This window comes from Streptomyces sp. CA-135486, assembly GCF_050936555.1.
Lineage (GTDB): Bacteria > Actinomycetota > Actinomycetes > Streptomycetales > Streptomycetaceae > Streptomyces.
This window is the reverse complement of the sequence record NZ_JBNJMM010000001.1, coordinates 3906106-3929296: the sequence shown is the minus strand read 5'-3', so window position 1 is coordinate 3929296 and position 23191 is coordinate 3906106. Positions and strand designations below refer to the sequence as shown.

General features: G+C 67.9%; 24 protein-coding genes and 4 pseudogenes. 16 read left to right on the top strand and 12 right to left on the bottom strand.

Translation table 11 applies throughout. From position 1 onward, the window contains the following. Positions 1-939 precede the first annotated feature (939 nt). Entirely contained in the window at positions 940-1782 is an 843-nt protein-coding gene (locus ACQEVG_RS17700) for a hypothetical protein (protein WP_432984254.1), read from the top strand. A gap of 135 nt (positions 1783-1917) precedes the next feature. Here ACQEVG_RS17700 and ACQEVG_RS17695 read toward each other — a convergent pair. Then, positions 1918-2574, bottom strand: a pseudogene (locus tag ACQEVG_RS17695) (transposase); the annotation flags it as partial. A gap of 69 nt (positions 2575-2643) precedes the next feature. Between ACQEVG_RS17695 and ACQEVG_RS17690 the strand changes: the two are divergent. The 3 genes and pseudogenes from ACQEVG_RS17690 to ACQEVG_RS17680 all read left to right on the top strand — a co-directional run. Then, positions 2644-2934 (top strand): annotated as a pseudogene (locus ACQEVG_RS17690) (integrase core domain-containing protein); the annotation flags it as partial. Between the two features lie 825 nt (positions 2935-3759). After that, on the top strand, positions 3760-4131 hold the full coding sequence (locus ACQEVG_RS17685; RefSeq protein WP_432984251.1) for a peptidase inhibitor family I36 protein: 372 nt from the start codon (positions 3760-3762) through the stop codon (positions 4129-4131). Further along, the gene (locus ACQEVG_RS17680; protein ID WP_432984248.1) at positions 4128-5084 is read left to right on the top strand and encodes a hypothetical protein; all 957 of its coding nucleotides are present in this window, start codon (positions 4128-4130) and stop codon (positions 5082-5084) included. Before ACQEVG_RS17685 ends, ACQEVG_RS17680 begins: the two co-directional genes overlap by 4 nt. Positions 5085-5499: 415 nt before the next feature. On the opposite strand, the gene ACQEVG_RS17675 is transcribed toward ACQEVG_RS17680, so the two are convergent. From ACQEVG_RS17675 to ACQEVG_RS17665, 3 genes are all read right to left on the bottom strand, one after another. Beyond that, positions 5500-5910 (bottom strand): VOC family protein, encoded by a 411-nt coding sequence (locus tag ACQEVG_RS17675; protein ID WP_432984245.1) that lies wholly within the window; start codon positions 5908-5910, stop codon positions 5500-5502. Between the two features lie 10 nt (positions 5911-5920). Beyond that, positions 5921-6364: a helix-turn-helix transcriptional regulator gene (locus ACQEVG_RS17670; RefSeq protein ID WP_432984242.1), complete on the bottom strand. Its 444-nt coding sequence runs from the start codon at positions 6362-6364 to the stop codon at positions 5921-5923. Positions 6365-6549: 185 nt separating this feature from the next. After that, on the bottom strand, positions 6550-6696 hold the full coding sequence (locus ACQEVG_RS17665) for a hypothetical protein (protein WP_432984239.1): 147 nt from the start codon (positions 6694-6696) through the stop codon (positions 6550-6552). A gap of 238 nt (positions 6697-6934) precedes the next feature. Between ACQEVG_RS17665 and ACQEVG_RS17660 the strand changes: the two genes are divergently transcribed. Next, complete coding sequence (locus tag ACQEVG_RS17660; protein WP_432984236.1) at positions 6935-7423, top strand: DUF5959 family protein; 489 nt, start codon at positions 6935-6937, stop codon at positions 7421-7423. Here ACQEVG_RS17660 and ACQEVG_RS17655 read toward each other — a convergent pair. The 5 genes and pseudogenes from ACQEVG_RS17655 to ACQEVG_RS17635 all read right to left on the bottom strand — a co-directional run. Further along, positions 7396-7809: pseudogene (locus ACQEVG_RS17655) on the bottom strand (transposase); the annotation flags it as partial. The gene ACQEVG_RS17660 and the pseudogene ACQEVG_RS17655 sit on opposite strands and share 28 nt — an antisense overlap. Positions 7810-8313: 504 nt before the next feature. Further along, positions 8314-8988, bottom strand: coding sequence for a DUF6766 family protein (locus ACQEVG_RS17650; protein ID WP_432984233.1), 675 nt, complete (start codon positions 8986-8988; stop codon positions 8314-8316). A gap of 111 nt (positions 8989-9099) precedes the next feature. Then, positions 9100-9468, bottom strand: a complete 369-nt coding sequence (locus ACQEVG_RS17645) for a hypothetical protein (protein ID WP_432984230.1) — start codon at positions 9466-9468, stop codon at positions 9100-9102. 498 nt (positions 9469-9966) lie between these two features. Further along, positions 9967-10290, bottom strand: coding sequence for a plasmid stabilization protein (locus ACQEVG_RS17640; RefSeq protein ID WP_432984227.1), 324 nt, complete (start codon positions 10288-10290; stop codon positions 9967-9969). A gap of 123 nt (positions 10291-10413) precedes the next feature. Continuing rightward, positions 10414-10572: a hypothetical protein gene (locus ACQEVG_RS17635; protein ID WP_432984224.1), complete on the bottom strand. Its 159-nt coding sequence runs from the start codon at positions 10570-10572 to the stop codon at positions 10414-10416. Positions 10573-10829: 257 nt separating this feature from the next. Between ACQEVG_RS17635 and ACQEVG_RS17630 the strand changes: the two are divergent. The 9 genes and pseudogenes from ACQEVG_RS17630 (at position 10830) to ACQEVG_RS17590 (ending at position 18771) form a co-directional block, all read left to right on the top strand. Then, positions 10830-11316: pseudogene (locus ACQEVG_RS17630) on the top strand (hemerythrin domain-containing protein). 202 nt (positions 11317-11518) lie between these two features. Beyond that, positions 11519-11965, top strand: a complete 447-nt coding sequence (locus ACQEVG_RS17625; RefSeq protein ID WP_432984221.1) for a MerR family DNA-binding transcriptional regulator — start codon at positions 11519-11521, stop codon at positions 11963-11965. A 460-nt stretch (positions 11966-12425) separates the two neighbouring features. Further along, complete coding sequence (locus ACQEVG_RS17620) at positions 12426-12842, top strand: hypothetical protein (RefSeq protein WP_432984218.1); 417 nt, start codon at positions 12426-12428, stop codon at positions 12840-12842. Positions 12843-12919: 77 nt separating this feature from the next. Beyond that, positions 12920-13807 carry a hypothetical protein gene (locus ACQEVG_RS17615; protein WP_432984215.1) on the top strand — a complete coding sequence of 296 codons (888 nt, stop codon included), beginning with the start codon at positions 12920-12922 and terminating at the stop codon, positions 13805-13807. 382 nt (positions 13808-14189) lie between these two features. Then, positions 14190-14645 (top strand): N-acetyltransferase family protein, encoded by a 456-nt coding sequence (locus tag ACQEVG_RS17610; RefSeq protein ID WP_432985450.1) that lies wholly within the window; start codon positions 14190-14192, stop codon positions 14643-14645. 269 nt (positions 14646-14914) lie between these two features. Next, entirely contained in the window at positions 14915-16219 is a 1305-nt protein-coding gene (locus ACQEVG_RS17605) for a sensor histidine kinase (RefSeq protein ID WP_432984212.1), read from the top strand. Positions 16220-16430: 211 nt separating this feature from the next. Further along, positions 16431-17342: an RNA polymerase sigma-70 factor gene (locus tag ACQEVG_RS17600; protein ID WP_432984209.1), complete on the top strand. Its 912-nt coding sequence runs from the start codon at positions 16431-16433 to the stop codon at positions 17340-17342. A 104-nt stretch (positions 17343-17446) separates the two neighbouring features. Next, positions 17447-18193: an SDR family oxidoreductase gene (locus ACQEVG_RS17595; RefSeq protein ID WP_432984206.1), complete on the top strand. Its 747-nt coding sequence runs from the start codon at positions 17447-17449 to the stop codon at positions 18191-18193. A 440-nt stretch (positions 18194-18633) separates the two neighbouring features. Then, positions 18634-18771: a hypothetical protein gene (locus ACQEVG_RS17590; protein WP_432984203.1), complete on the top strand. Its 138-nt coding sequence runs from the start codon at positions 18634-18636 to the stop codon at positions 18769-18771. Positions 18772-18827: 56 nt separating this feature from the next. On the opposite strand, the gene ACQEVG_RS17585 is transcribed toward ACQEVG_RS17590, so the two are convergent. After that, positions 18828-19487: a hypothetical protein gene (locus ACQEVG_RS17585; RefSeq protein WP_432984200.1), complete on the bottom strand. Its 660-nt coding sequence runs from the start codon at positions 19485-19487 to the stop codon at positions 18828-18830. Between the two features lie 541 nt (positions 19488-20028). After that, positions 20029-20706 (bottom strand): type III effector protein, encoded by a 678-nt coding sequence (locus ACQEVG_RS17580; protein ID WP_432984197.1) that lies wholly within the window; start codon positions 20704-20706, stop codon positions 20029-20031. Between the two features lie 156 nt (positions 20707-20862). On the opposite strand from ACQEVG_RS17580, the gene ACQEVG_RS17575 reads away from it, so the two are divergent. Further along, complete coding sequence (locus ACQEVG_RS17575; RefSeq protein WP_432984194.1) at positions 20863-21300, top strand: Hsp20/alpha crystallin family protein; 438 nt, start codon at positions 20863-20865, stop codon at positions 21298-21300. Positions 21301-21383: 83 nt separating this feature from the next. Next, positions 21384-21779: a DUF2267 domain-containing protein gene (locus ACQEVG_RS17570; RefSeq protein WP_432984191.1), complete on the top strand. Its 396-nt coding sequence runs from the start codon at positions 21384-21386 to the stop codon at positions 21777-21779. Positions 21780-22049: 270 nt separating this feature from the next. On the opposite strand, the gene ACQEVG_RS17565 is transcribed toward ACQEVG_RS17570, so the two are convergent. Beyond that, entirely contained in the window at positions 22050-23051 is a 1002-nt protein-coding gene (locus ACQEVG_RS17565; RefSeq protein ID WP_432985447.1) for a glutathione S-transferase family protein, read from the bottom strand. Positions 23052-23191 lie beyond the last annotated feature (140 nt).

Below are 23191 nucleotides of genomic sequence, written 5' to 3'. Positions count from 1 at the left end.
CCTCACTTTTTCTTCCGGTGAGGCCGCACTTCCAGTAGGCCCGAACCACGCCACCCGGTCACGTTCCGACAAGTCGTGGCTTGACACACCCATAAACGTCGCGTAAAAGCACGCGAAAAACACACCAACTGACAGCAGCACAGCCACACTCCCGACCACACAGCAGCCCCAACCCCAGCCGCCCGGACCCCCGCGGACCACGCCACCACAGCCCACCCCACCGCAGCAGGTCCGCCAGGAACCGCCCCTATGACGGCACACCCGCGCCCACCCCAGCCCGGCCTCCAAACGCCGCAGCCACAGCCCCGGTCCTGCCATGCCGCACCAAGCCACCACACACCGCTGCGAACACTGATCCGCAGCCGTCTCCTGAGGACGGTTCAGGCCGGGGTTGGGAAGGTGGTCGCTTGACGGGACCCGACCGGCACACGGGGACGCCGTCGCAGGGGCGACTGGTTGGTGAAGCCATGTCGTCAGCCCGGATGAGACACGTCAAAACTCGTCAGCGGCACCCACGACCGCCCCGCGACGCGGTGGTGCCGATCCGGCACACCACAGCCATGCCGGCCTCAACGAGTCAACGAACCGGCTTTACGCATATCCCCCGCAGCCCCCAAGAGCAAGGCGGGTAGGGGACACCGCTTGTGCCGGCCCGGGGACGGCTTACCAGGCTGCGGGGGCGTCGGTCTCCCACACACCAGCCCCCTTTACGGCGATTACCCGATGTCTTCGGCTGCGTCAAGCCACGACATGTCGGAACGTGACCAGGCCACGCCGCCCGGGCCTACTGGAAACGCGAGCCCACCGGAAAGAACAACGAGCAGCACATCCACGCCACATACCGGAATCCGGGGCCACGTCATCAATCCGCCCACAGACACCGAATTTTTGCTCATCCCCACCCCGTGGGAACGTGCGAAAGTAAGGACACCGATTTCAATGAATGACACCATCTGGACGCGTCGTCTGGCCGTTGCCGCCACCTCCGCCCTCCTGGGCGTCGGCGGTGTCCTGATACCGGCTTCCGCAGCGCTCGCGGCACCGACAGCACGGAACACAACGGAAACGGCAGTAACCACAGACCACAAGGACACCAAGACCCACAAGAACTCCAAGAGCTCCAAGAACCCCAAGCAGTCCAAGGACTCCAAGAGCCACGGCAGCAAGAGCCACAAGCACCCCAAGGGGCACGACAGCGACAAGAACCACAAACACCCCAAGAGGCATGGCCGTCACGACGATCTCTGCCGTCCTGGTGACGGCGGCAACGGAGGCAACGGAGGCAACGGCACCGGTACCGACGGCACCGTCTGCACCGCGCCGGGCGGTGCCGGCACCGGCGGCGCCGGCGGCCGCGGCGGGAACGGGCGCTGCGGCGGCAACAACGGCAAGAACGGCCGCGGCGGCACCGGCAGCGGCGGCAAGAACGGCCCCCCGTGCCCCGACACCCCCACCCCCACCCCACCCAAACCCCACAAGGACGACACCAACAACTCCCCCGCACCCGACGCACCCGCCCCGCCCAAACCCGCGGAGGACGACACCAACAACTCCCCCGCACCCGACGCACCCGCCCCGCCCAAACCCGCGGAGGACGACACCAACAACTCCCCCGCACCCGACGCACCCGCCCCGCCCAAACCCGCGGAGGACGACACCAACAACTCCCCCGCACCCGACGCACCCGCCCCGCCCAAACCCGCGGAGGACGACACCAACAACTCCCCCGCACCCGACGCACCCGCCCCGCCCAAACCCGCGGAGGACGTCATCGTCAAGTGAACGCCCCCGGGAAAACACCCGAGGCAGACCGCCTAACAAGGCCTGCGAAAATCCCCGGTCCGTGCCCCACCGCGCCTGCGGCGGGGCACACCCCTGAATCGTGCGTGCATTCCTTGCAATCATCGCGTGCACTCAGATCGCCTCGTGGCTGATGCGAATGGACTCGTCCTCAGGAAAGTCGATCTTCAGTCGGGCTGAAATCTGCTCCGGGCTCCAGGCGTTCGCCCACCGACGATCGTTGCGATGTGGCTTGTTGCGCCCCTTCCACTCAGGAACCTGTGGCCCGGGAAACACCGTGCCGTCCGGGGCTCGTATCACGCCCAACAAGCGGTCCTGGACGTACTCCCGCAGCCGCTCGTTCCCGGCCAGCTTCGTCTCCTTCGGCCGCTGGGCCACCAGGTCGGCCTTCCACTGCGCGACCGAGGCCCGGTACTCCAGACGACCCCCACGTGTGGCCGCGTTGCGCCGGAGTTCCCGGGAAATCGTCGAGGGTGCCCGACCCAGCTCTTTGGCGATCTCCCGTACCCCGGCGCCCTGCGCGCGCAGCAGAGCGATCTCCTCCCGCTCAGCGAACGAGAGGTAGCGGCCCGAGACAACAAGATCGATCTGCGGCATCCCGCCAGCATGCCGGAACCACCGCGTTCCTACTGCCGGCGCAGCTCCGACGGCAACCGCCGCATCCTCACTGGTCAGGCCCTTGGCGATCTCGCCCCAGAACAGCCGCTCGACCTCGCGCCGAGTCGAGGGCCGCCCCGGCGACTTCATCGGCGATCGGCCCGTCAACTGCATCATCCAACCCGCTGGCCGTCCCACAACACACCCCTCTGATCAGGAGTGTTGCTACGACTGGTTGAGCCCGGTCAGTTCCGGTCGCGGAAGTTCGTCCGGGCGCTCGACCGGCACCGGATCGTCGGCTCGATAGGGAGAGTCGGGGCGGCAGGCGACAACGCGGCCATGGAGTCCTTCTTCAGCCTGCTGCAGAAGAATGTCCTCGACCGTCGGGCGTGGGCCACCCGCGAGGAACTGCGGATCGCGATCGTGACCTGGATCGAGAGGACCTACCACCGGCGCCGCAGACAAGCCTCGCTCGGCCGGCTGACCCCCGTCGAATTCGAAACCGTCATGACCACACCGGCCCTCCAGGTCGCGTGATCGCACCTGTCACCCAAACCTGCACCAGACCCCCACGTGCTGAACGCGGCCTGCTGCACGGCTACTGGCTCATTTCCGGCTACGGTCTTCGCTCCTCCCGCGCCATGGCGTGGCTGCTTACCGCCGTAACCCTGACTGTCCTCCTCCTCATGATCTTCGGCGTGCCCACCCGCGACCCCGATCCCGCCACCCGCGGCACCCTCACCCATGGTGAGATCACCCTCGCCACCAACACCCCCAATCCCACTCTCCACGGCGGCTGGACCCAACGCATGACCTGGACACGCGCCGAGAAAGCCACCCGCATCGCCGTGAACTCCGCGGTCTTCCGCTCCTCCGCCAGAACCTCACTGCTGCCGGCACCTACATCGAGATGGCCTCCCGCCTCCTGGAACCCACCCTCCTCGCCCTGGCTGCCCTCGCCGTACGCGGACGCATCAAACGCTGACCACCCGCCATCACATGGCCGGCGAACTGCGCATCTCATTTTCCACAGCATCCCGCGCCCAAAACGGGCGATCGAGACCCCGGGACCCTAACCGCTTGATCTCCAGAGGTGGCCGAAACACAAGAGGAAGAATGTTACGCCTGTGGCCCGTGAAGTGCGGATTCTCCATAAGCGCAGGTGGCCAGCCGTACCAATCAGAGCACCGTATTACGGAAAAGCGGTGACCCAGCTAGGAAGCGCCAACCTCGCACAGGTTCATTGACGTGCCCATGAAGGTCAGCGATACACTCAGTGAGTTGCATTCACGACGGAGTTAATTGCACTGCCCCGCTTGATCAGGACAGGCAGATCTTCTCCGTCCGACCACTGGGGGACAAATGAAGTTACGCCTCAGGCTTGCCTCATTAACAGGGGCCGTGGCACTCGCCGCTACGACGCTCATGGCTTCCGGAGGACAGGCGAACGCCGCATGGTCCGACTGCCCGGCAGGGGCATTGTGCGCTTACCTGGGCGCCAATGGCTCCGGGGATCCGGGGACGGTGTACTACGACAACACCAATCTCGCGCAGTACAACAAGTTCGCGAATGTGGTGTCGCTCTACAATCATGGCAACAACTGCAACGTCCGTATTTACTACGGGCTGAACTACACGGGCAGCAGCTATGTGCTGAACCGAGGGACTGCCAACGCGGACCTCACAGGATATGTGTGGTACCACCACGTCTACTCCAACGACTGGTGCGTGTGACCCGGATCGGCCCCGAAGGGCGGTGGCTGTGCACCATCATGGCCACCGCCCTACTGAGCGCCGGGTGCGCCTGGGGCGGCGGCTCCACCGCCAGACTGTCGCAGGCACCACCGCTGCCCAGACCGATCAACGGTGTCACACAATTCACCGCCGATGAAGCGGTGGCGTTCCATGAAGCCACGGAGCAGTTGATCGTCGCCTGCATGCGCGAACGGCAGCATACGTACCGGCCGGCTCCGGCCGTCGCGAACAAACGGCTCGCGGCGGCAAACCCGTACGGCCTGTTGACCGAAGAACAGGCTCGGACAGACGGCTACGGAACGGTGGGTCAAGCCTTCGAGACCAGCGGAAACAGACACGGTGCTCCGTCGGATTCCAACCGTGCTGCCCTGGAAAAGCTCACGAAGGATGAGCGCAAAGCATGGGAAGAGGATCTCGCCGGATCTGAAGACCATTACACGAAACTGACCGCGCCAAGTGGGGCAAGTCTGCGGGTGCCGAAGAGTGGATGCGTGCGCCACGCTCACGCGGAATTCTACGGCGAGAAGTGGGACGCGCTGTTCTTCCTGGCCCAAGATCTGGCGAATCAGGTCCTGACGAAGACGGAGGCGAGCGGGACCGTCCGGGCCGCCGTGCGGAAATGGTCGCAGTGCATGGGCGCGCACGGTTACGCGGGGCTTTCCTCGCTCCAGGACCCGCGCCGTCGGATCGACGAGGGCCTCAAAGCGGCGGGCGACGACAAGACCAGATGGAAATCTCTCGGCCGCGAGGACATCAGCCTTGCCCGGCACGACTACCAATGTGAGCGGGAGAGCATGATGCACGAAGCGGTGAACCGCGCCCAGCGCGTCGCCGAACGTCAGATTCTCACGCCGCGCTGGGCCGCTGCGGTCGCAGAACTGCGGGAGTTGAAGCAGCGGGCGAAGCGGAAAATATCGCCAAGCGGCGCCTGACCGGCGCCCCGGAATACCTGACGGAGTGCCGGTCAGGCCCGGACCTCGATCGCCCGTTTCGGTTACGGAATGCTGTGGAGGGTGAGAGCTGTCCCGGCGCAGGTGTGGGTGTGCGTCGTCCGCTGCCGGTGTTGGCCCATCCGGCGAGGCGGAGAGTGCTGCGGACGAGGTCGCCCTGCTGCTCGTGGTGCTCGGCACCGCTGTAAGCCATGACGTGCACCTGCGGGTGGGGCGCCAGGCTCACGAGCTCACTAGTTCCTGCGCCGGGCCAGCAGCAGGACGCACGCGCCGAGCGCCACGAGCAGCGGCCGGTAGGCGGAGCGGACGAGGCGCCGGGAACCAAGGGCCCCTCGAGAAGATGCACCTGAGATCGATCTCGTCTCAGCTGTCAGTCGGCCCCCGGTTGCCGGACGGCTCAGCGCACCTCCTGGATGCGGATCAGGTTGCCCGCGGGATCGCGGAAGGCGCAGTCGCGAACGCCGTACGGCTGCTCGGTCGGCTCCTGGACGACGTCGGCGTCGCTGGCCTGCAGCCGCTCGAAGGTGCCGTTGAGATCCTTGGTGGCCAGCAGGATCCAGCCGTAGGTGCCCTTGGCCATCATCTCGGCGATGGTGCGGCGCTCGTCGTCGGTGATGCCGGGATCGGCGGCCGGCGGCGCCAGGAGGATGGACGTGCCGGGCTGGTCGGCGGGGCCGACCGTGATCCAGCGCATCTTTCCGTTTCCGACGTCGTTGCGGACCTCGAAGCCGAGGGTGTCGCGATAGAAGGCCAGGGAGGCATCCGGGTCGTCGTGCGGGAGGAAGCTCGCGTGAATGGTGATGTCCATGGCCATCACGCTAGCTGCGGCTCGAGGCCGGCGCTTCTCGATTCCTGATCGGTCGGGTCACCTGTTTCGCCACGCACGACGGCATCCCCGCCGTCGCGCGCTCCGCGTGGCGCCGATAGACGCTGGGCGGCACACCGACCAGTTCGGTGAAGCGAGTGCTGAAGGTACCCAGCGACGAGCAGCCGACCGCGAAACAGACCTCGGTGACGCTGAGGTCGCCACGAAGCAGCAGCGCCATCGCGCGCTCGATGCGCCGCGTCATCAGATAGGCGTACGGCGACTCGCCGTACGCGAGCCGGAACTGGCGGCTGAGGTGCCCGGCCGACATGTTCACGCCGCGGGCGAGCGCCTCGACGTCCAGCGGCTGCGCGTACTCCCGGTCGATCCGGTCGCGGACGCGGCGCAGCCGCACGAGGTCGCTCAGGTGCTGCGCTGCGGCGGGTCTGCTGGTCACCTACGCGATCGTGCCACGTCGCCCCGGAGTTGCCCAGCGCCGCCGGCGTCCCACCTCACTCCGCCTCGGTACGGCTGCCACGCTTGATCAGCCACTGCTGCCCGGCGATGGCGCGCGTCCGGGCGGCGGGCGGCACGGGCGTGCCGGCCGGAGCCGGGAACCGGCCCGGTACCGGAGGGTTTCCATCACGACCACCTGGACCGGCGCGGGGCCCAGGTCACGGCGGGCGAGGAGGCGGTCACCATCGCGTATGCCGGTTCCATGCCCGCCCCGCGCACGAGCACCGCGACCGGCTTGCGCGCCAGCAGTGCCGAGAGGACGATGCCGCCCATGCCAGAACACTGCCGGTGCTCCGCAGAGCAGCGCGACCCTGGTGGCTCCAGGAACCCGACGCGGGCGGGCGCGCGGGCGCGGTGGTCATCGGGCTCCTCCAGTGAAGGCTCGTTCGGCCTCCGACTCGGCCTGGTAGCCGGAGGCCTGCAGTGTGAACAGCCGGGTGTACTCCCCACCGGATGCCATCAGGGCGGCGTGGTCGCCCCCTGCTCGACTAAGAACCGCTAACAAAAATGGATGGCGGAGGCACCCCTGCCGGGCGAGGATCTCGCGGTACTCGCCGATGAAGGGATCGCTATGGGAGACATCGTTCCGAGGGAGCTCATCTCCCTTGCCGATGACGAGGGAAACAGCGTTACGGTCAACGTTCTGGGACGGAGCTCCGGGTGGGCCGCCGGCCTCGATGCCGAGATCGTCGTCAGGACGCCCTTCGTATCCGGCAGCTGTTACCTGGCGCTGTACATTGCGAAGTTGGAGAGCTGGTCCGACGCGCTGAACAGGCTCGACGCCGGCGAGGATGTCGCCTGGATGGAGATGAGCAGGGGTGCGTCCATTTTTATCCAGCTCGTCGGTGAGCGCGACTGCCCGGAGGTGGTCGTAGAGGACGAGTCGGGATCAATGGTCACCGTGCGCGTGCCGATCGCCTTGCCAGACGACTGGATCGCTGACCACCGACAGCGCCTGCACCAGGTGATGAATCACTGGGTTCCGATACTGTCAGCGTAGGGAGGCAAGCGTCGCCAGCAGATGGCCGCGCATCCGAGGGCAAGGAAGGCTTCGTGGCTGTCGTCGCGGATCTCCCAGCGGATCCGCAGTCGACGGAACCAATGCAAGTGGGCGAACGTGCGCTCCACAAACCAGCGTTGGGCGCCGCGCCCGGAGCCGCGCTCGGTGCCCCGGCGAGCGATCAGCGGCTTCGCACCGAGGCCCCAGACGAGGCGCCGGTACTTTCGTTGGTTGTAGCCGTGGTCGCCCAACACCATGTCCGGGCGGCGCCGGGGGCGGCCGCGCTTGCCCCGCACGGCTTGGAGCAATGGGATCAGCTAGGTGACGTCGTTGCGGTTGCCGCCGGTCAGAGTGGCGGCGAGCGGGATGCCGGTGGCGTCGGTGACACCGAGCCGGGCGCCGCCTGCCCCCAGACCGGCCTCATCCCGCCGGTCGGGCCCAAGTCCAACGAAGCCCGAGTTCAAGGTCGGAGACGCGCACACCTTTGAACTCCCATACCTATTCGAGCTCAACGCCTACGAATCGCTCACCCCGGGGCAGCAGGGCCTCTCCAAAGAGATGATCCGCATCTGGACGGACTTCGCCCGCACGCGCAAGGCGGACTGGAAGCCCACCACTGGCGGCACCGAACGCGCAGTCCCTCGCCTCCGGGCCGGGCGGCATCCACCCGGTGGGCTTCGCCAAGGACCACCGATTCGACTTCTGGAAATCCCTGCACTGACCGCGGCGGCCGGGCGTCCTGTCCTCCGCCATGCCGGCCGTCGACCGCGGCGCCGCCACCGTGCATCGCCCGACCGGAACCTGGCCCGGCTGACCCCGGACCCATCAGCCGACTTGGACAGTGAACACGGGGGCTCCGGCAACAGAACGAGCTTGCGCAGCATCCCGCCTCAGCCTTCGATGCCGGTGGAGCTGTGAGCGGCGCCGACCGGTTTGGATTCGGGTGAGCCACGCTGGCGGAGATAGACGGACAAAATCGCCATGGACGCAACGGCGAGGAGTTCCGACTGCCAGTTCTGGAGGGACCGGCTCCAGAAATCGGCCGAGATCCAATACTCGCCCCAGCCGATCGGCGCCTGGAGCTGCCGGAGGCGCTGCTCGTCGTAGGCAGCGACCCCGGCGATCGACTGCGCCAGCCAGGACAGGAAGAACAGGGTCGCCATGACCAGGCCGAGCGAGCGCGAGAACACCGTCTGGCGCCAGTCCTGGGTGCGTGCCCAGCGCGGTGAGTCGGGGCCGGCGTGGTCGCCCATACGCTGGTCCTTCTCTGACTCCACGCCTGCCTTGTGCATTTCCTTCGACTCGGGCGAGCCGCGTTGCAGCAGGTAGACGGTGCCGAAGATGTACAGGAAGAACTGGAGGTACTCCGACTGCCAGTTCTCCGTGACGTCCACGGCGAAGTCCGACGACATGAGGTAGTCGCCGAATCCGATCGGGGCGAGCCCCTCGACGGCCAGCTGCTGGTTGAATTCGGAGTGGCCTGCGAGAGCCTGACCGAACAGCACCAGCAGGAAGGCGATGCCGAATACCAGGGTCAGCGAATTGTCACGTACGAACCTGCGCATGTCGTGCCGCCCTCCCCGCGCTCATCGGTGCAGAAGTCCCAGCGTGATGAAGTAGGCCAGGCCACCGAGCACCGTGACCAGGCAGAGCGTGAACATGACCCGCACCGCGGCTCATCCTCCCTTGATCTGGCATTGATACGGCTTGCCTGCCTCGGGCACACAGCCGGCGGCGACAACCCGCCAGCCACCCGGAAAGAGTGACAGGAACAGCGTGTCGCCATGCAGCTTGACCATCGCCTGTTGCCCATAGACCGCCGTGTCCCGGACCGCACCTCCAACAGGAAGCTGCTCCTCTTCGAGCGCCGCGGCGCACTTCATATGCCCGGAGTCCTCGAGTTCGCTGCGTGTCTGCGGCGCGAGGAGAGCGCACGCAGCAATAAGGCTCCCGCCGTGGACGGTGCGTTCGAATTCCTCGGCACGCGCGGAGGCGTCCGCCGCGCGAGTCCCCGCGCCACCGCACCCGCTCACCGTGATCAGCACGACCAGCAGCGGCAGGGCCCTATGGAGTGTTCGCGCGTACATAGCTTCCGTCCGGCGTATCAGGTGTTCGGAAGGCTATTGCGCCCTGCAAGGCCGTGGAGCTGGGGACAGTGAACCAATAGTGGCCGATCGCGATGAAGTGAACGTCGCCATGCACGTCAGAGGCGTTCTCGCTTCCCATGGGTCCACAGGAGGACGTCTCCGTCGTGGTGCGACGCTCCCACTCAGCTTCCCCGCTATGGGTACTGCTCGCCCGCGCGGTTGGTCCAATAGTGGCGGCGCGTCGGCCATGCCGTGAAGGGAACGCAGCGTGCGCGTCCTGCAGCCCTGAGCAGGGCGCTCAGCTCGGTTTCTGCACCAGGGCAGAGATCCATCCCCTGGTTCTTGCCCAGGCCAGCAATACCGCACCCGCCGATCATTCTGGCGCTGACTCGTCGGCCACCCCCGCGGACCGCCCGGACCCGTCGCGGCTGGACCGCTTCCCTCAGGCGGGCTTGATCAACGGCCGAGCGACTTCTTGAGTTCGGTCTTGTTCATGGAGGAACGGCCGTGAATGTTGCGGCGCTGCGCCTCCGCATACAGCTGATCGTACGTAGGCCCCTCCGATCCGGTGTGCGAACGCTGACCGCCCCGCTTCGACGACGACTTGTCCTGCGTCGAGGACTTGCTCGCGGTCCGCGACTCACCGGAACGGGCGCGCTCCTTGTTGACGGTGCGGGCAGCGATCTCCTTCGCCCGCTTACCGCTCTCCCCGCGCCGCTCGGCGCTCTCCTTGATGTGCTCGTACTGACGTTCCCGCTTCGGACGCGAACCGCGAGGCATAGCGACTCCCTGATTTGTCTTGTCCCCCTGGTTCCGATACATGCCGCTCAACCCTGCGGTCCGACTGGCATCACCGCAATCGGAGCTTCTCGCCCCAGGCCATGAGGTGGCCGTAGCAACGCTTCAGTCCTCGCCCCGAACGATGTTCCAGTCCGGGTCGCTCCTTCCCGGACCCATATCCTCTGTGCTCCTTCCGCCCTCCACCGCGGCGCGGCAGGTACGGATGCCCTGCTCGATGGGTATCTCTTGGCTGGACGGTTCGTCGTCGGTCAGCGTATTCACGGCTGACATCTCCTCAGGCACTTGCGCCGTCAGGCTGTCGGGTCACGTCCTCGTGGTGGCCGCGATTTCCTCACCTGACGTCTTGTATGGACTGCGAGTACCCGCAGCGAAGCAGCTCACTCGTCGCGTCACGGGGTGTGCGGGGGCAGCTTCCGCCGGCTTTCGACTCGGACGTAAACCTCGTGTTTGCGGGATCACACTTTCCCGATGGTCCAGAATTTCGGCTGTCGTCACCTGTGCGAAAGGGAGTGACTCCAATGGCGCCCAAGGACGTGGTCGAGCTGATTCTCAAGGATCACCGGACAATGGAGGAGCTGTTCCGTCGCATGCGCAGCGTGGACGCGGATCGTGCTACGGCCGTGAAGGAATTGGCCCGGCTGCTCATCGCTCACGGCGAAGCCGAAGAGACCGAGGTCTATCCGGCCTTGAAGCGTTACCAGAAGATCGATAGCGACGAGGTGGCACGGTGCGGAGGAGCACGCCGAGGGCAACAGGGCGTTGCTCAGACTGCTGGAGGTGGACGAGATCGGCGACGAGAAGTGGGACGAGAGGCTGGAGCAGCTCGTCGAGGCGGTCACTCACCATCTCGAAGAGGAAGAACGCACTCTCCTCAACGAAGCGCGCCGGAACGTGGCGGAGGAGCGCCGTGCCGAGCTCGGCAGCGCCTTCGAGCGGGCACGAGCCGACCAGATCGCGGCCGACTGCGGCAACATCGAGAACGTACGGCGCATCGTGGCGCGATGAACCACGGATGCGGCAGAAAGCACGCTCGTGCGGCTGGCGGGTGCCCGAGCAACGGTGGCCGAGGTACTGGCTGAGGGACTACGCGGCTGGACAGACCAGTACCGCTGTGAGCTGCCGGGGCGAGGTATCCGGTTGTCCCCTCGCCTGTTCAGCCGGTGATTCGGACGCTAAGAGCTCCCGCGCACTGGAGGTTCCAGCGGTTGTGAGTCGGATCACGTGGACCATTGGGGATCTGGCGGCCCACACCGGACTGCCGGTGAAGACGATCCGGTACTACGCCGACATCGGGCTGCTGCCCGCGGCCCAGCGCAGCGCCGGCGGCCACCGCCGCTATGCGCCAGAGGCGCTGAAACGGCTGCAATTGGTGCTGCGGCTGCCCGCGCTGGACACCCCGATTGCCACCCTCACGCAGCTGGCCGCCGGGGAACGCACCCTGAGTGAACTCCTGACCGGCGAGCTCGACCCGGTACCGAGCCGACTGGGCCGGACTCCGCTGGCGCCAGGCCACCCTGCGGGCCCTGGGCAGCTGCTCAGGTCCGGAGCGGCTGCGCCGCCTGGAGGTGGGGGCAGGCGGTCACCCAGTCCCGGCAACATGGCCACACCAGAGTTTGTCGAGCGGCCTGTTGAAGGAGTCGGGCCTCGAGACTGATCACCTATGCGCGCTTTCACGCCAGCCCGGCCACGCTGCCCAGTCGGCGCCACATGCCTGGTGGCACAGGAGTACTTCCACCGTGGCGGCTCATCTATCCCGCCTTGCCCCGCGTCCTGTTCATCCTCACGGGGGCCGGGCCGCGGTGGCTCGGCCAGCGGATAGACCTGGCCGTACGCCACCGGGCACGTCTCCGAAGCGGTAGAACACGGCGAGTTTCTCGTCACCCACCACAGTCCCGCGCCGATCGCGGCGATAGGTGGTTCCTCCCAACAGTCCCACGAGCATTGCGAATACCGCTGGAACACCGCCGTTCGCCTCCTGACCCTGGACTTTAGATCCTGTTCGAAGGTCGTAGTACGGGCGTGGTCCGGTCTGCGAGGGTCTGCGGCGAAGCAGATGAAGCGGCTACGGGCACGGCCGACAGCGCCCGCCCTCAGCCCGAACTGAAGGGGGATCCATGAAGAGAAGCATCGTCGCCGGCACGCTCGCGCTGGTCTCCGTCGCGACCTGCGTGGCGCTCGCTCCTACGGCGTCCGCCGCCCCGCAGGCCTGTGTGACGCAGGGGCTGACCACCGGCGGCTACGAGGGCGTTGGCGACCCCATTCGCTACAAGTCGCCCACCAGTACCTGCAATGACCTCAACCTCACCTACACCTACAACACGAACTCCCGCAATTACGACTACTACGCGGGCCGCCTCCGGCGCTCCAACGGCACCTGGTTCACGTGCTCGAAGGGATACGTTCTCGCCTACGACGGATACCACAGCGTCAACGACGCCGCCTACACGCTGTGCACCGACGTCAACGACAACACCCCCTTCACGGTGGCCAGCTACCTCGACGGCAGCGACAACGTCCAGGTCACCCACTGACCCGGCCCTGCGTCTCGTCGGGGGTGCCGCCGTGCACCGGCGGCACCCCCGGCCATCGGAGGAGAGGAGTGATCCGGATGATCCGCCCGGCAATCTGGCGCAAGCTCGTGACGCGTACCGCAACCGCGGCGGCTGCCGCCCTGCTCGCCGTCGCCTGCTCGACCGACCTGGGCCCGTCGAGCAACCCTTCGAGCGGCACGTCGTCCCCGCCCGTGCCCCCCGCCCGCCTCACCTACGCCCTGCCGGACGACCCGGTCCGCATGCTCTTCCCCGCGACCGGCGCCGAAACCCGCTGGACCCAGGGGCTGAGCGTCTTCGGGCAGCAGGTGGCGCGCACCGTCGAGGCCGCCTGTGCGCGCAACGGTGGGATCGGTCTGCCCGAGCAGACCCCACTCGCCTTCATCCCCTTCTCCGAGATTCCCGACCTGGACTTCCTCGCCCAGCACGGTTTCGGCCAAAGCGCCGAAGTTCCCTCGCCCGCGGCGAGCCCCGCCCCGCCCCGTTCCGGCAGTCCCACCGCGACACGCCCCTGCCGCGCCCAAGGAGCGGCGGCCGCCCGCACGGTGCGCGACGCCTACGCCCCGCTCCAGAACCGATGGTTCCGCGAACTCGCCTCTCTGCGCCGCGATCCGGCCACGGTCCGGGCCTCTCGCACCCTGCCCGACTGCCTCGCCGGGCACGGCTTCAACGTCCGTGACGAGGACGGCTTCTTCGGACTTGTCGACTCCCGCCTGCTCACCGCCGCTCCCGCCGACTTCCCGTACGTGGACCGCGAGCTCGGCCACGCCTACGCCGCCTGCATGCGCCCGGTCGAGGCCGTCCGTGAACCAGCGCGCCTGCGACTGCGCACACGCTTCCTCGCCGCCCACGCCGACCAGGCCCATGAACTGCGAAAGACCCTCATCCCCTCGCTCCGCCGCGCCGAGCAACGACACAGCCTGCGCCTCTGCTTCCCCGCGCCCTGACTTCGCCCCCGCGGCGGGCACGGCGTGCCCGCGCGGGCGCTGTACGCGACCCCGTCGACGACGGGCACCGCCAGGCGGACCTGACCCGCTCCGCAGGGCGGAGAGGAAGGCGGGCGTCCGGTCAGCCCGCGTCCGCCTGGCGGGCCACGTGACGCCCGTGACGGCTGCACACCGCTGTTGTCGCCTAGAACGCCTACCACGGGGCCACAAGTGCTTACGACGTAGTGCGCGATAGGGCTGTTGCGCGCCCGGCCCGTAAACGATCTTGCTGCATGTGTGGTACTCCGGGGCCCTTGAGATACTTCCGGCCATGGATACGCGCGCGAGGGCGGACGGGATACGGCCGGGCCGGGCGGCGCCGGGGGTCGGGGCGGGCCGGCCCATGGAATGGTCACTGCGTGCCGCAGAGCCGGCGGACGTCGAGGCGATCGCGGAGCTGCGGGCGACGGTGATGCGCCCGGACCTGGAGCGGTTGGGACGGTTCGACGAGCATCGGGTCCGGCAGCGGGTGCGGGAATCCTTCTCCTCGCAGCACACGTCGATCATCGTGGCCGATGGCGCCTTCGCGGGCTGCGTCACTGTGCGCCCGGCCGAGGACGGGCGGTGGCTGGAGCATTTCTATCTCGCTCCGGGCATGCAGGGCCGGGGGCTCGGATCGGCTGTCCTGCGAACACTGCTGGAGCGGATCGATGCCGACGGCGTGCTCGTCCGCCTGAATGTTCTGCAGGGCAGCGCCGCCCGGCGGCTGTACGAGCGCCACGGGTTCACCGTGGAGGCTCAGGACCCGGTCGACGTCTATATGGTGCGACGGCCCGGTGCGGGCGCCCTCGGAACGTGAGGAGGATTGCGGGTGTTCGTGGCGATCAGCCCGAGCCACTGGCGGGCGCCAACTCGCCCGAATTCACGCAGAAGCGAGCCACATCCGCCGTCAGAAACCTGATGCTCGCTGCAGAGCGCGGCGTACACAGCCCCCGCTTGAGCAGATGTGGCTCGGGTCCAGTGCTGCGGTGGCCCGGGCGGGTCGCGGCAGAGGCCCTACGGATGACAGGTCGGCAGGCGAACGTGTCGGTGAGCAGGAATGGTTCCTGGTGACCGGACGATGGGCGAATGTTCGCTGGTGAAGAGGTGCGCCGGGTGCTGAATGGGAACGCGGCCGCTGAACCCGCTGTGCTGTTTGGTGCCGGAGTGCTGGTGGCCGGACTGCTGATGGTGTTGGTGTATGTGCTGGCCACCACTCGGGCTCGGGCGCGTCGTCAGGTCGAGCGGGCCACAGCGGAGCTGCGCGCCGCCGAGGCCGCCTCCCGTCGGCACGCTGAGCTGCTGGACGCGGTCATGGACAGCATCTGCGACGGGGTGACGGTCGCCGATGAGAACGGCGAGTTCCTGGTGCACAATCCCAGCGCCAAGCGGATCCTTGGCATCGGGGAGGCTCATGGCGGACCGGACAGCTGGCAGGGCCACTACGGTGTCTTCCTTCCCGACGGCAGCACCCCGTTTCCCACCGAACGGCTGCCGCTGGTGCGTGCCCTGGCCGGTGAGTCCACCGACGAGGTGCAGATGGTGATCCGCAACCCGGGCCGGCCCGACGGGGTCCACATCGCCGTCTCCACACGGCCGCTGGCGAACAGCGCCGACCGCCCCGGGGCCGTTGCCGTGTTCCGCGACATCACCGCACAGCGAGCGCGCGAGGCAGAACTCAAAGCGTTTGCCGGGGTGGTCGCCCACGATCTCAAATCCCCCCTGACCGCCATCATCGGCTACGCCGAAGTCCTCCAGGACGAACTGACCAACCGCCTGAACACCCAAGAGGGCAGCAACGCACAGTGGGTCCTGGACCACCTGAGTACCACCAGCGTTCGGATGCGGCAGCTCATCCATGATCTCCTCAACGACGCCACCGCCCAGAGCCGCCCCCTGCACTTCACAGATCTTGACCTGACCGCCCTTGTGAAGGCCACGGCGACGGCCCGGACCGAACAGCACCGCGCCAGCACCGACGGGCCGACGCCCTGCATCACGGTGGACACGCTGCCTGCCGTGCACGCCGACCCGGCCCTGGTCCACCAGCTCGTCGACAACTTGATCGGCAACGCCGTGAAATACACCCACCCCGGCGTAGCGGCTCGCATCGACATCAGCGGCGAGACCGTCGACTCCGGCCAGGCCAGAATCGAGATCGCAGACCAGGGCATCGGCATCCCGGCCGGACAACGCGAGGAGATCTTCACCAGTTTTCACCGCGCGCACACCGGCGACGGATACGCGGGCCCGGGACTGGGCCTGTCGATTTGCCGCCACATCATCGAACGCCACGGCGGCATCATCGCCGCCACCGACAACCCCGGCGGCGGGGCCCGCTTCTCCTTCACCCTCCCCCTCGCCCCCCAGCCCTCGGGCCGCACCAACGAGTGATCACCACATAAGTGCCCAATCAAAGCCGGCAAAATCTGACCCTACAGCTCGGCCGCCAAGGTCCAGGACCGAGTTAAAGCGGGAGGCCATCTGCGGCCTGCCCCAGGCTCGAAGGACAGCGGGCGGCAGCGCCGCTCGGCGGCGGTCGATGTTCCCACCCGGGGCAACTGCCTGCCGCTGGAGGCCTCCGCGCCTCTGGCAGGCTGGGCGCATGATGTCAGGGAACGCCGAGGAGTTCACAGCCCACCGCCCCAGGATGTTCGGTCTGGCCTACAGGCTGCTCGGCTCCGCGGAGGAGGCGGAGGACGCGGTGCAGGACGCGTATCTGCGCTGGAGCAGCGCCGACCGTGCGGCGATCGAGCACCCATGGGCTTGGCTCGCCAAAGTGGTCACCAACCTCTGTCTCAACCGGCTCACCTCGGCTCGTGTGCAGCGCGATCGCTACGTGGGGCCGTGGCTGCCGGAACCGGTGTTCACGCAGGACGGTGCGCTCGGCCCCATGGAGTCCGCCGAGCAGCGCGACGCCGTGTCGACGGCGCTGCTGGTACTGCTGGAGCGGCTCACGCCGAAGGAGCGGGCGGTCTACGTTCTGCGCGTGGCGTTCGGCTATCGCCATCTGGACATCGCCGGGGTGCTTGACCTGAGCGAGGCCAACTGCCGCCAGCTGTACCGCAGGGCGGTCCAGCGGGTGGCGACGCCCGAGGCCCGCTTCACACCGGCAGCCGAGCGGCAGCACGAACTCGTCGAGTCCTTCGTCATGGCAGCACGCGAGGGCGATCTGGCAGGACTGGAGAAGTTGCTCGCCAAGGATGTCACCTGGTGGAGCGACGGCGGCGGCAAGGTCACCGCAGCCCGACGGCCCATCGTCGGCCGGGAGACGGTTGTGCGCTTCCTCGTGGGCAGTGCGCAGCGGTTCGCCGGCAGGTGGGACATCACGGTTGCCGAGGTCAACGGGGCGCCGGCGGTGGTGACGCACACGGCGGAGCAGCTCATCGCCGTTGCCTCCTTCGAACTGCGCGACGGCGTCATCGCCCAGGCGCAGGTCGTCGTGAACCCGGACAAACTCGCGTTCGCGGGCGGACAGTTCGCCGCAATGGCCTCCGGGGGCGTGACCCCTGGGTGAGTGCGGTCACGGGGAGGCTGTCACATCTTTGGGTGCTCGTCGGTTCTGAGCGATGACGTGCGCTCCACGGGGAGCACACGCCCACCGAAGGGATGAGAACTGCGATGACCACGATCCTGGTGACCGGCGGCACCGGAACGCTTGGCCGGCTCGTCACCGAGCGGCTGCGCACGGACGACCACGAGGTGCGCGTGCTGAGCCGACACTCGCGGCCGTACGCAGTGGACCTGCGCGAGGGCACGGGACTGGCCGCGGCCCTCGCGGGCGTGGACACCGTCGTGCACTGCGCGACCAGCCCACGCGGCGGTGACGAGCAGGCGGCCCGCCACCTGATCGAAGCGGCCCGCCGGGCCGGGGTGCGGCATCTGGCGTACGTCTCGATCGTCGGCGTCGACCAGGTGCCGCTCGGCTACTACCGGACCAAGCTCACTGTCGAGAGGCTGATCGAGGAGTCGGGGCTCGACTGGACCCTGCTGCGCGCGACACAGTTCCACGACCTGGTGCTGCAACTCCTGCAAGGCTCGGCGAAGCTGCCGGTCATGCTGCTCCCGGCGGGGGTCGCTGACCAGCCGATCGACGTGGCGGAGGTCGCTGCCCGGCTGGCCGAGCTCGCGACCGGGGCGCCCGCGGGGCGGGTGCCGGACATGGGCGGCCCCGAGGTCCTGACGTTTCCGGAGCTGGCGCGGGCCTATCTGCGCGCGAGCGGACGACGCCGTCCCAGGCTGAACGTGCGTCTGGCAGGCAAGGCCTACCGCGGGTTCCGGGCGGGCGGGCATCTGACGCCGGAGCGGGCCGTGGGCAAGGTCACGTTCGAGCAGTTCCTGGCGGGGCGTTTCCCTGCGCGAGGCTGACGCCTGGGTGGGGGGCGCGTGCCGGGCGGCGTGGGGGCTTGCCTGAAATGGATGCCATAGGCCCCGGACCGTGATCGGTCCGGGGCCATTGCGCTGGTGCCCCCGGCTGGATTCGAGCCTGCGACACCCGCTCTTGGAGCGGTGGCGCCGGGGCCTGGCGTGATCGCCCCGGCCAGAACAGTAAGGACGGCGGCACAGCGCCGTCCCTATGCGTACACTCCGGACTGCGACGAGTTCACCTTCAACGCCTCGTACAACAGCGGCGGCATGCCCGCCAACCTAGGCGGCCTGAACCTGGTGTCGTCCGGATCGAAGTGCGCCCAGTCCTACGCGACCAGGGTCGACGGAGCGATCCACCTGCGCAACCTGCCCGGCGCCCTGACAACCTTCAAGGAAGTCTGCGGCCGGTCCGCTATGTCCGGCAGCCAGAACCGGGATCCATGGGCGCGTTCTCCGCCGGCTTCGTGCACAACATGCGGCTGATGGACAAGGATGCCTACTGGCTGGAGACCAACATCACCGGCAGCTGCACCAGCGCGAACAGTGACGCCTGGCGCTGCACGATGACCCTCAAGTAACCCGCACACCCACGACTGCGGGGCGGCACGGAACCCATCCGCGCCGCCTCGCAGTGTTACGTATAGGGTCCGGTCAGCCTGGCTGCGGGCAAGCGGCCCTGTTCCACGTCTGCCCGGGGGATGCGGATACCCAGGATGTCGCCGACGGCCTGCCACACCACGCCGCGCAGACCACCCTCCTGCGCGTCGAGAAGGTCATGCCATTGTGGGACGGTGCACCCCTCCGGGCAGGTCGCCCCGGCGGCTTTCAGACCCTCGCCCAAGGCGGCCAGCTTGCTGCCTTCTACCGCATGCGGGCGATCCGTCAGATCGTCACCGAAGTTGTTCAGGTATACGTTCCCGTCGCCGGGAGCGTATACGAGATAGCTCGGGTTGACCGCTACGTTCGCGTTCAGGCAGATCAGCTCCTGCCCGGCCGCGGGGGTCATCTTGTCCTCGTCCTCGAAGAACCATTCGCACCAGGTGCACGCCCCTCGGTCTTCCAGAACGTATGCCCACTCACCGCACGTGCCGTACATGCAGGGTGCGTCCCAGGTCGGGCGGAAGTCCCGGTACGGCATACCGCTCGACATCTCCTCCTCATCCGCGCCCAGCCTGAGCAGCAGATCCCGGACGGGGACCCCGCGCATCGCGGTCATGGAGATCCCGCCGAGCATCCCATCAGCCGCCGGTTTATCGAATGTGTGCTGCCCAATCCACTGCAAGCCTTCCGTCACTGCGCTGCACCTCCTCGGTGTCGTCGGGAGCCGATCGCGGGGCTGGTGTGGGGTCAGGCTGGGGCACTCGGCCGTGGTGGTGATCGGTAGCAGGTAGTCGTCTGCCGTGCCACCGGGTCTGGTGTGGGCGGGAGTTGGGGACTCGCTGCCGGTCGGGCCTTGATCGCTTCGTGCCCGCAGCAGTGCGGTGGCGTGACGGGCGTTCAGGCGGAGCTTGGTGAGTACGCGCCAGTTCTTGAGGTCGGCCAAACCGTGCTCGTTTGCCGCGCGTTCGCGGGCGACGAGTTTGTTCGCTCCTTCTGTGCGGTGGTCAGGCGCCGGCCGCGGGCGACCCGGTAGCCGGTGCTGACCACGGGGTTGTCCAGGTCGTCGTCCAGGCCGAGGTCGGCGATCGCGCCGAGCCCGGCTTGGCGCAGGTGGCACGGTTGCCCCCGACGCCGCCGCCTCCCGAACCTGAGACCTTGGACGCGATCCGCCATGTGATGGCCGGCTGCAAAGGGCGGGCATTGCCTGCGGACTTCCACCCGGCCTTACCTGCCCCTCAGGTTCCGCTCCGGCGCTGCTTGTTGCTGTTCTGGCGCAGCTGGTCGGCCTCGTGGGTGAGGTGGTCGACGCGGGCTGCCAGGTCGGGGTGGCCGTCTCGCAGATGCAGGCGGGTGTCGGCCAGGGGGCCGACCAGGTGGGCGGCGTCGTTGTCGGCGAGGGCCCGGGTCAGCCGGCTGATCGGGGTGCGCGCCTCGGTGGGCAGGTTGGTCAGGGCGGTGATCTGGCCGGCGAGTTGACGGAGATCCGCCGCGTTGTCCCGGGCCCAGGCCGTGACGGTGCGGTCGGCGGCCCTGCGGTCGCGGGTGGCTTTCACCCGCTGCTCGCCGGTGCTGCCGTCGGCACCCGGCAGCAGGCGTAGATAGCGGCGCTCGGCGGCCTGCCGACTGGTGACGCCCAGCGGATGGGCGAGGTCGGCCCAGCTGGCACCGGCGTCGCGAGCGGCCTCGATGAGACTCGTTTCCCATCCGGCGAGCTGGTGGCACACCTCGCGTAGGAGCAGGAGCGCGGCAAGGGCCTGCTCTGGGCTACACGCATCGAGGGCGGGAGGCTCACCAGTCTGCGGTATGTGGGCGGCGCGAACGGCCTGGTCGATGGCGTCCAGGGCGGAAGCGGCAGCAGGAAACGAAGTGGGGGATCGCCTCGCGGGCCGGGTTGGCCTCTCGGCTTCGGTCACGTTGGTCTCCTCGTGGCACGGTGGTCTCTTCCAGCGGGCAGCGTCACCCTTTCGACGACACACCCTACTTGTCATCACTTGGATGACATGTTACAACCGGAGACAGGTGAAGCGCATTGGCAGGTACTGCCCTGAACCGACTGGAGGTGTTTCGCGATGTTGATGCGCACCGACCCGTTCCGCGAACTCGACCGGCTGACCCAGCAGCTCCTCGGTACGTCCGGAACCTGGTCGCGTCCGTCTGCGATGGCGATGGACGCCTACCGCGAGGGCGACGAGTATGTGATCGCCTTCGATCTGCCCGGTGTCTCCCCGGACGCGATCGACGTCGACGTGGAACGGAACATGCTGACTGTAAAGGCGGAGCGGCGACCGCTCCCGAAGACCAACGAAGTGCAGATGGAGCTGTCGGAGCGACCCCTGGGCGTCTTCTCCCGCCAGGTCATGCTGGCCGACAGTCTCGACACCGAGAACATCCAGGCCGACTATGACGCGGGTGTCCTGACCCTGCGCATCCCGATCGCCGAGCGCGCCAAGCCGCGCAAGATCACCATCGGCGCCGGGGAGACCACCCACAAGCAGATCAGAGGCTGAGCGGACCTCCGCTCGCACGGTGCGCGGAGGGCGGAAGTCTCTCCCCTTGGACCCGCCCTCCGCCTGCCTGAAGGGGGAACGCGATGCACATGACATGGGAGGCGTTCCTGGCAGCGGTCCGGGAGCGAGGGGAGTACTCCTCGCGACAGGAAGCAGAACGTGCGGCCCGAGTGGTCCTCGGACTGCTGGGCGCCCATCTCGTCGGCGAGGAAAGAGCCCAGCTGGCCGCCCGGCTGCCGGAAACATACGCCCTGATCCTGCTCAACCCGCTCCAGGCTGCCGAGCCGCTGGACCCCGAGCGGTTCGTCAGGGCAACCGCGGCATGGATCGATGGGGCCACCGAGGAGACCGCCAAGTGGGACATCGGAGCCGTACTCAGCGTGGTCGCCGACGCCGCCGGGGACGACCTCATGGGCCGCGTCCTGCTCCAGCTCCCGCCGGGCTACGACCTCCTCTTCGGCCGCCCCCAGCCGACCTGACCTCTCGCGAAGACCGCGGAGCTCTCGCCGTCCCTGCAACTGGGTATCCCCCACCGTCGCCTGGAGCGACCCGGACAACGAAGGGCACAGACAGCCATGAGATGGCACGAACTCGTGGATGGTGTCCGTACTTCGGGCCGGTACAGCACCCTGGTGACCACCTCACCTGCCGGATCCTCGCCGGCCTGCCCCGTGGCTACGCGCTCCTGTTCGGCCGCGCGGAACTTTCCCCGGCCGCCTGAGCGCAAGCTCGGCCCGGATCTGCCGGTGTCAGGCAGCCAGCGGCGTGTGACTGGCCGGCACTGCCTCCTCGCGGGCGACAGGCTTGGGCGGCGTACCGTCGCCGAACGGCCGTCCGCCCAGGTCTGCGCGGTCGTGCGGCTCGAGCCAGGCAGACAGGTCTGGGCCTACCGGCACGATCATGGTCGGGTTGATGTCGCGGTGCACCGTGTAGTAGTGCCGCTTGATGTGGTCGAAGTCGACCGTGTCGCCGAAACCGGGCGTCTGGAACAGGTCGCGCGCGTACGCCCACAGAACCGGTATCTCGGACAGCTTCTGCCGATTGCATTTGAAGTGGCCGTGGTAAACGGTGTCGAAGCGCACGAGCGTGGTGAACAGCCGCACATCCGCCTCAGTGATCGTGCCGCCGACGAGGTAGCGGGACACTTCGAGCCGCTTGGAGAGCCAGTCGAGCCGACTGAACAGGCGCTCGTAGGCCTCGGCGTACGCCTCCTGCGACCCGGCGAACCCGGCCCGGTAGACGCCGTTGTTCACATCCTTGTAGACCACCTCGTTCACCGCGTCGATCTCCGCCCGCAGCGCGGGCGGGTAGAGCGCAGGCGCCCCGTCGCGGTGATGTGGCATCCACTCCAGCGACATGTCGATCGTGAGCTGCGCGAAGTCGTTGGTCACCACCTTTCCGGTCCGCACGTCGACGATCGCCGGTACCGTGATGCCCCCGTCGTAGCCGGGGTCGCGAGCGACGTAGGCCTCCTGGAGCCGCTCGATGCCGAGCACCGGGTCGCGCCCGCCCGGGTCGAGGTCGAACGTCCAGCTGCGCTCGTCGTGCGTGGGTCCGGCGATGGCCATCGGCAGCGCTCTCTCCAGCCCGAGGAGCCGCCGTACGATCACCGCCCGGCTTGCCCACGGACAAGCGCGGCTGACCACCAGACGGTAGCGGCCGGGCTGCACGGGGAAGCCGTCGTGGCCGTCAGCGGTGATCCGGGTGGTGATGTACCGGCTGTCGCGCGAGTACTCTCCGCCGGGCTTCACATAGCTCACACCGTCGCCCTACCCAGGAACCATGACACTGAACGCGACACAGATCCTCGAATGCGGGCATCGCCGCCGGCGATCGAGAACAACCCGACCGAAGATGTTCGCCGACTCATCAAGGCGGGGCTCCTGCCGCC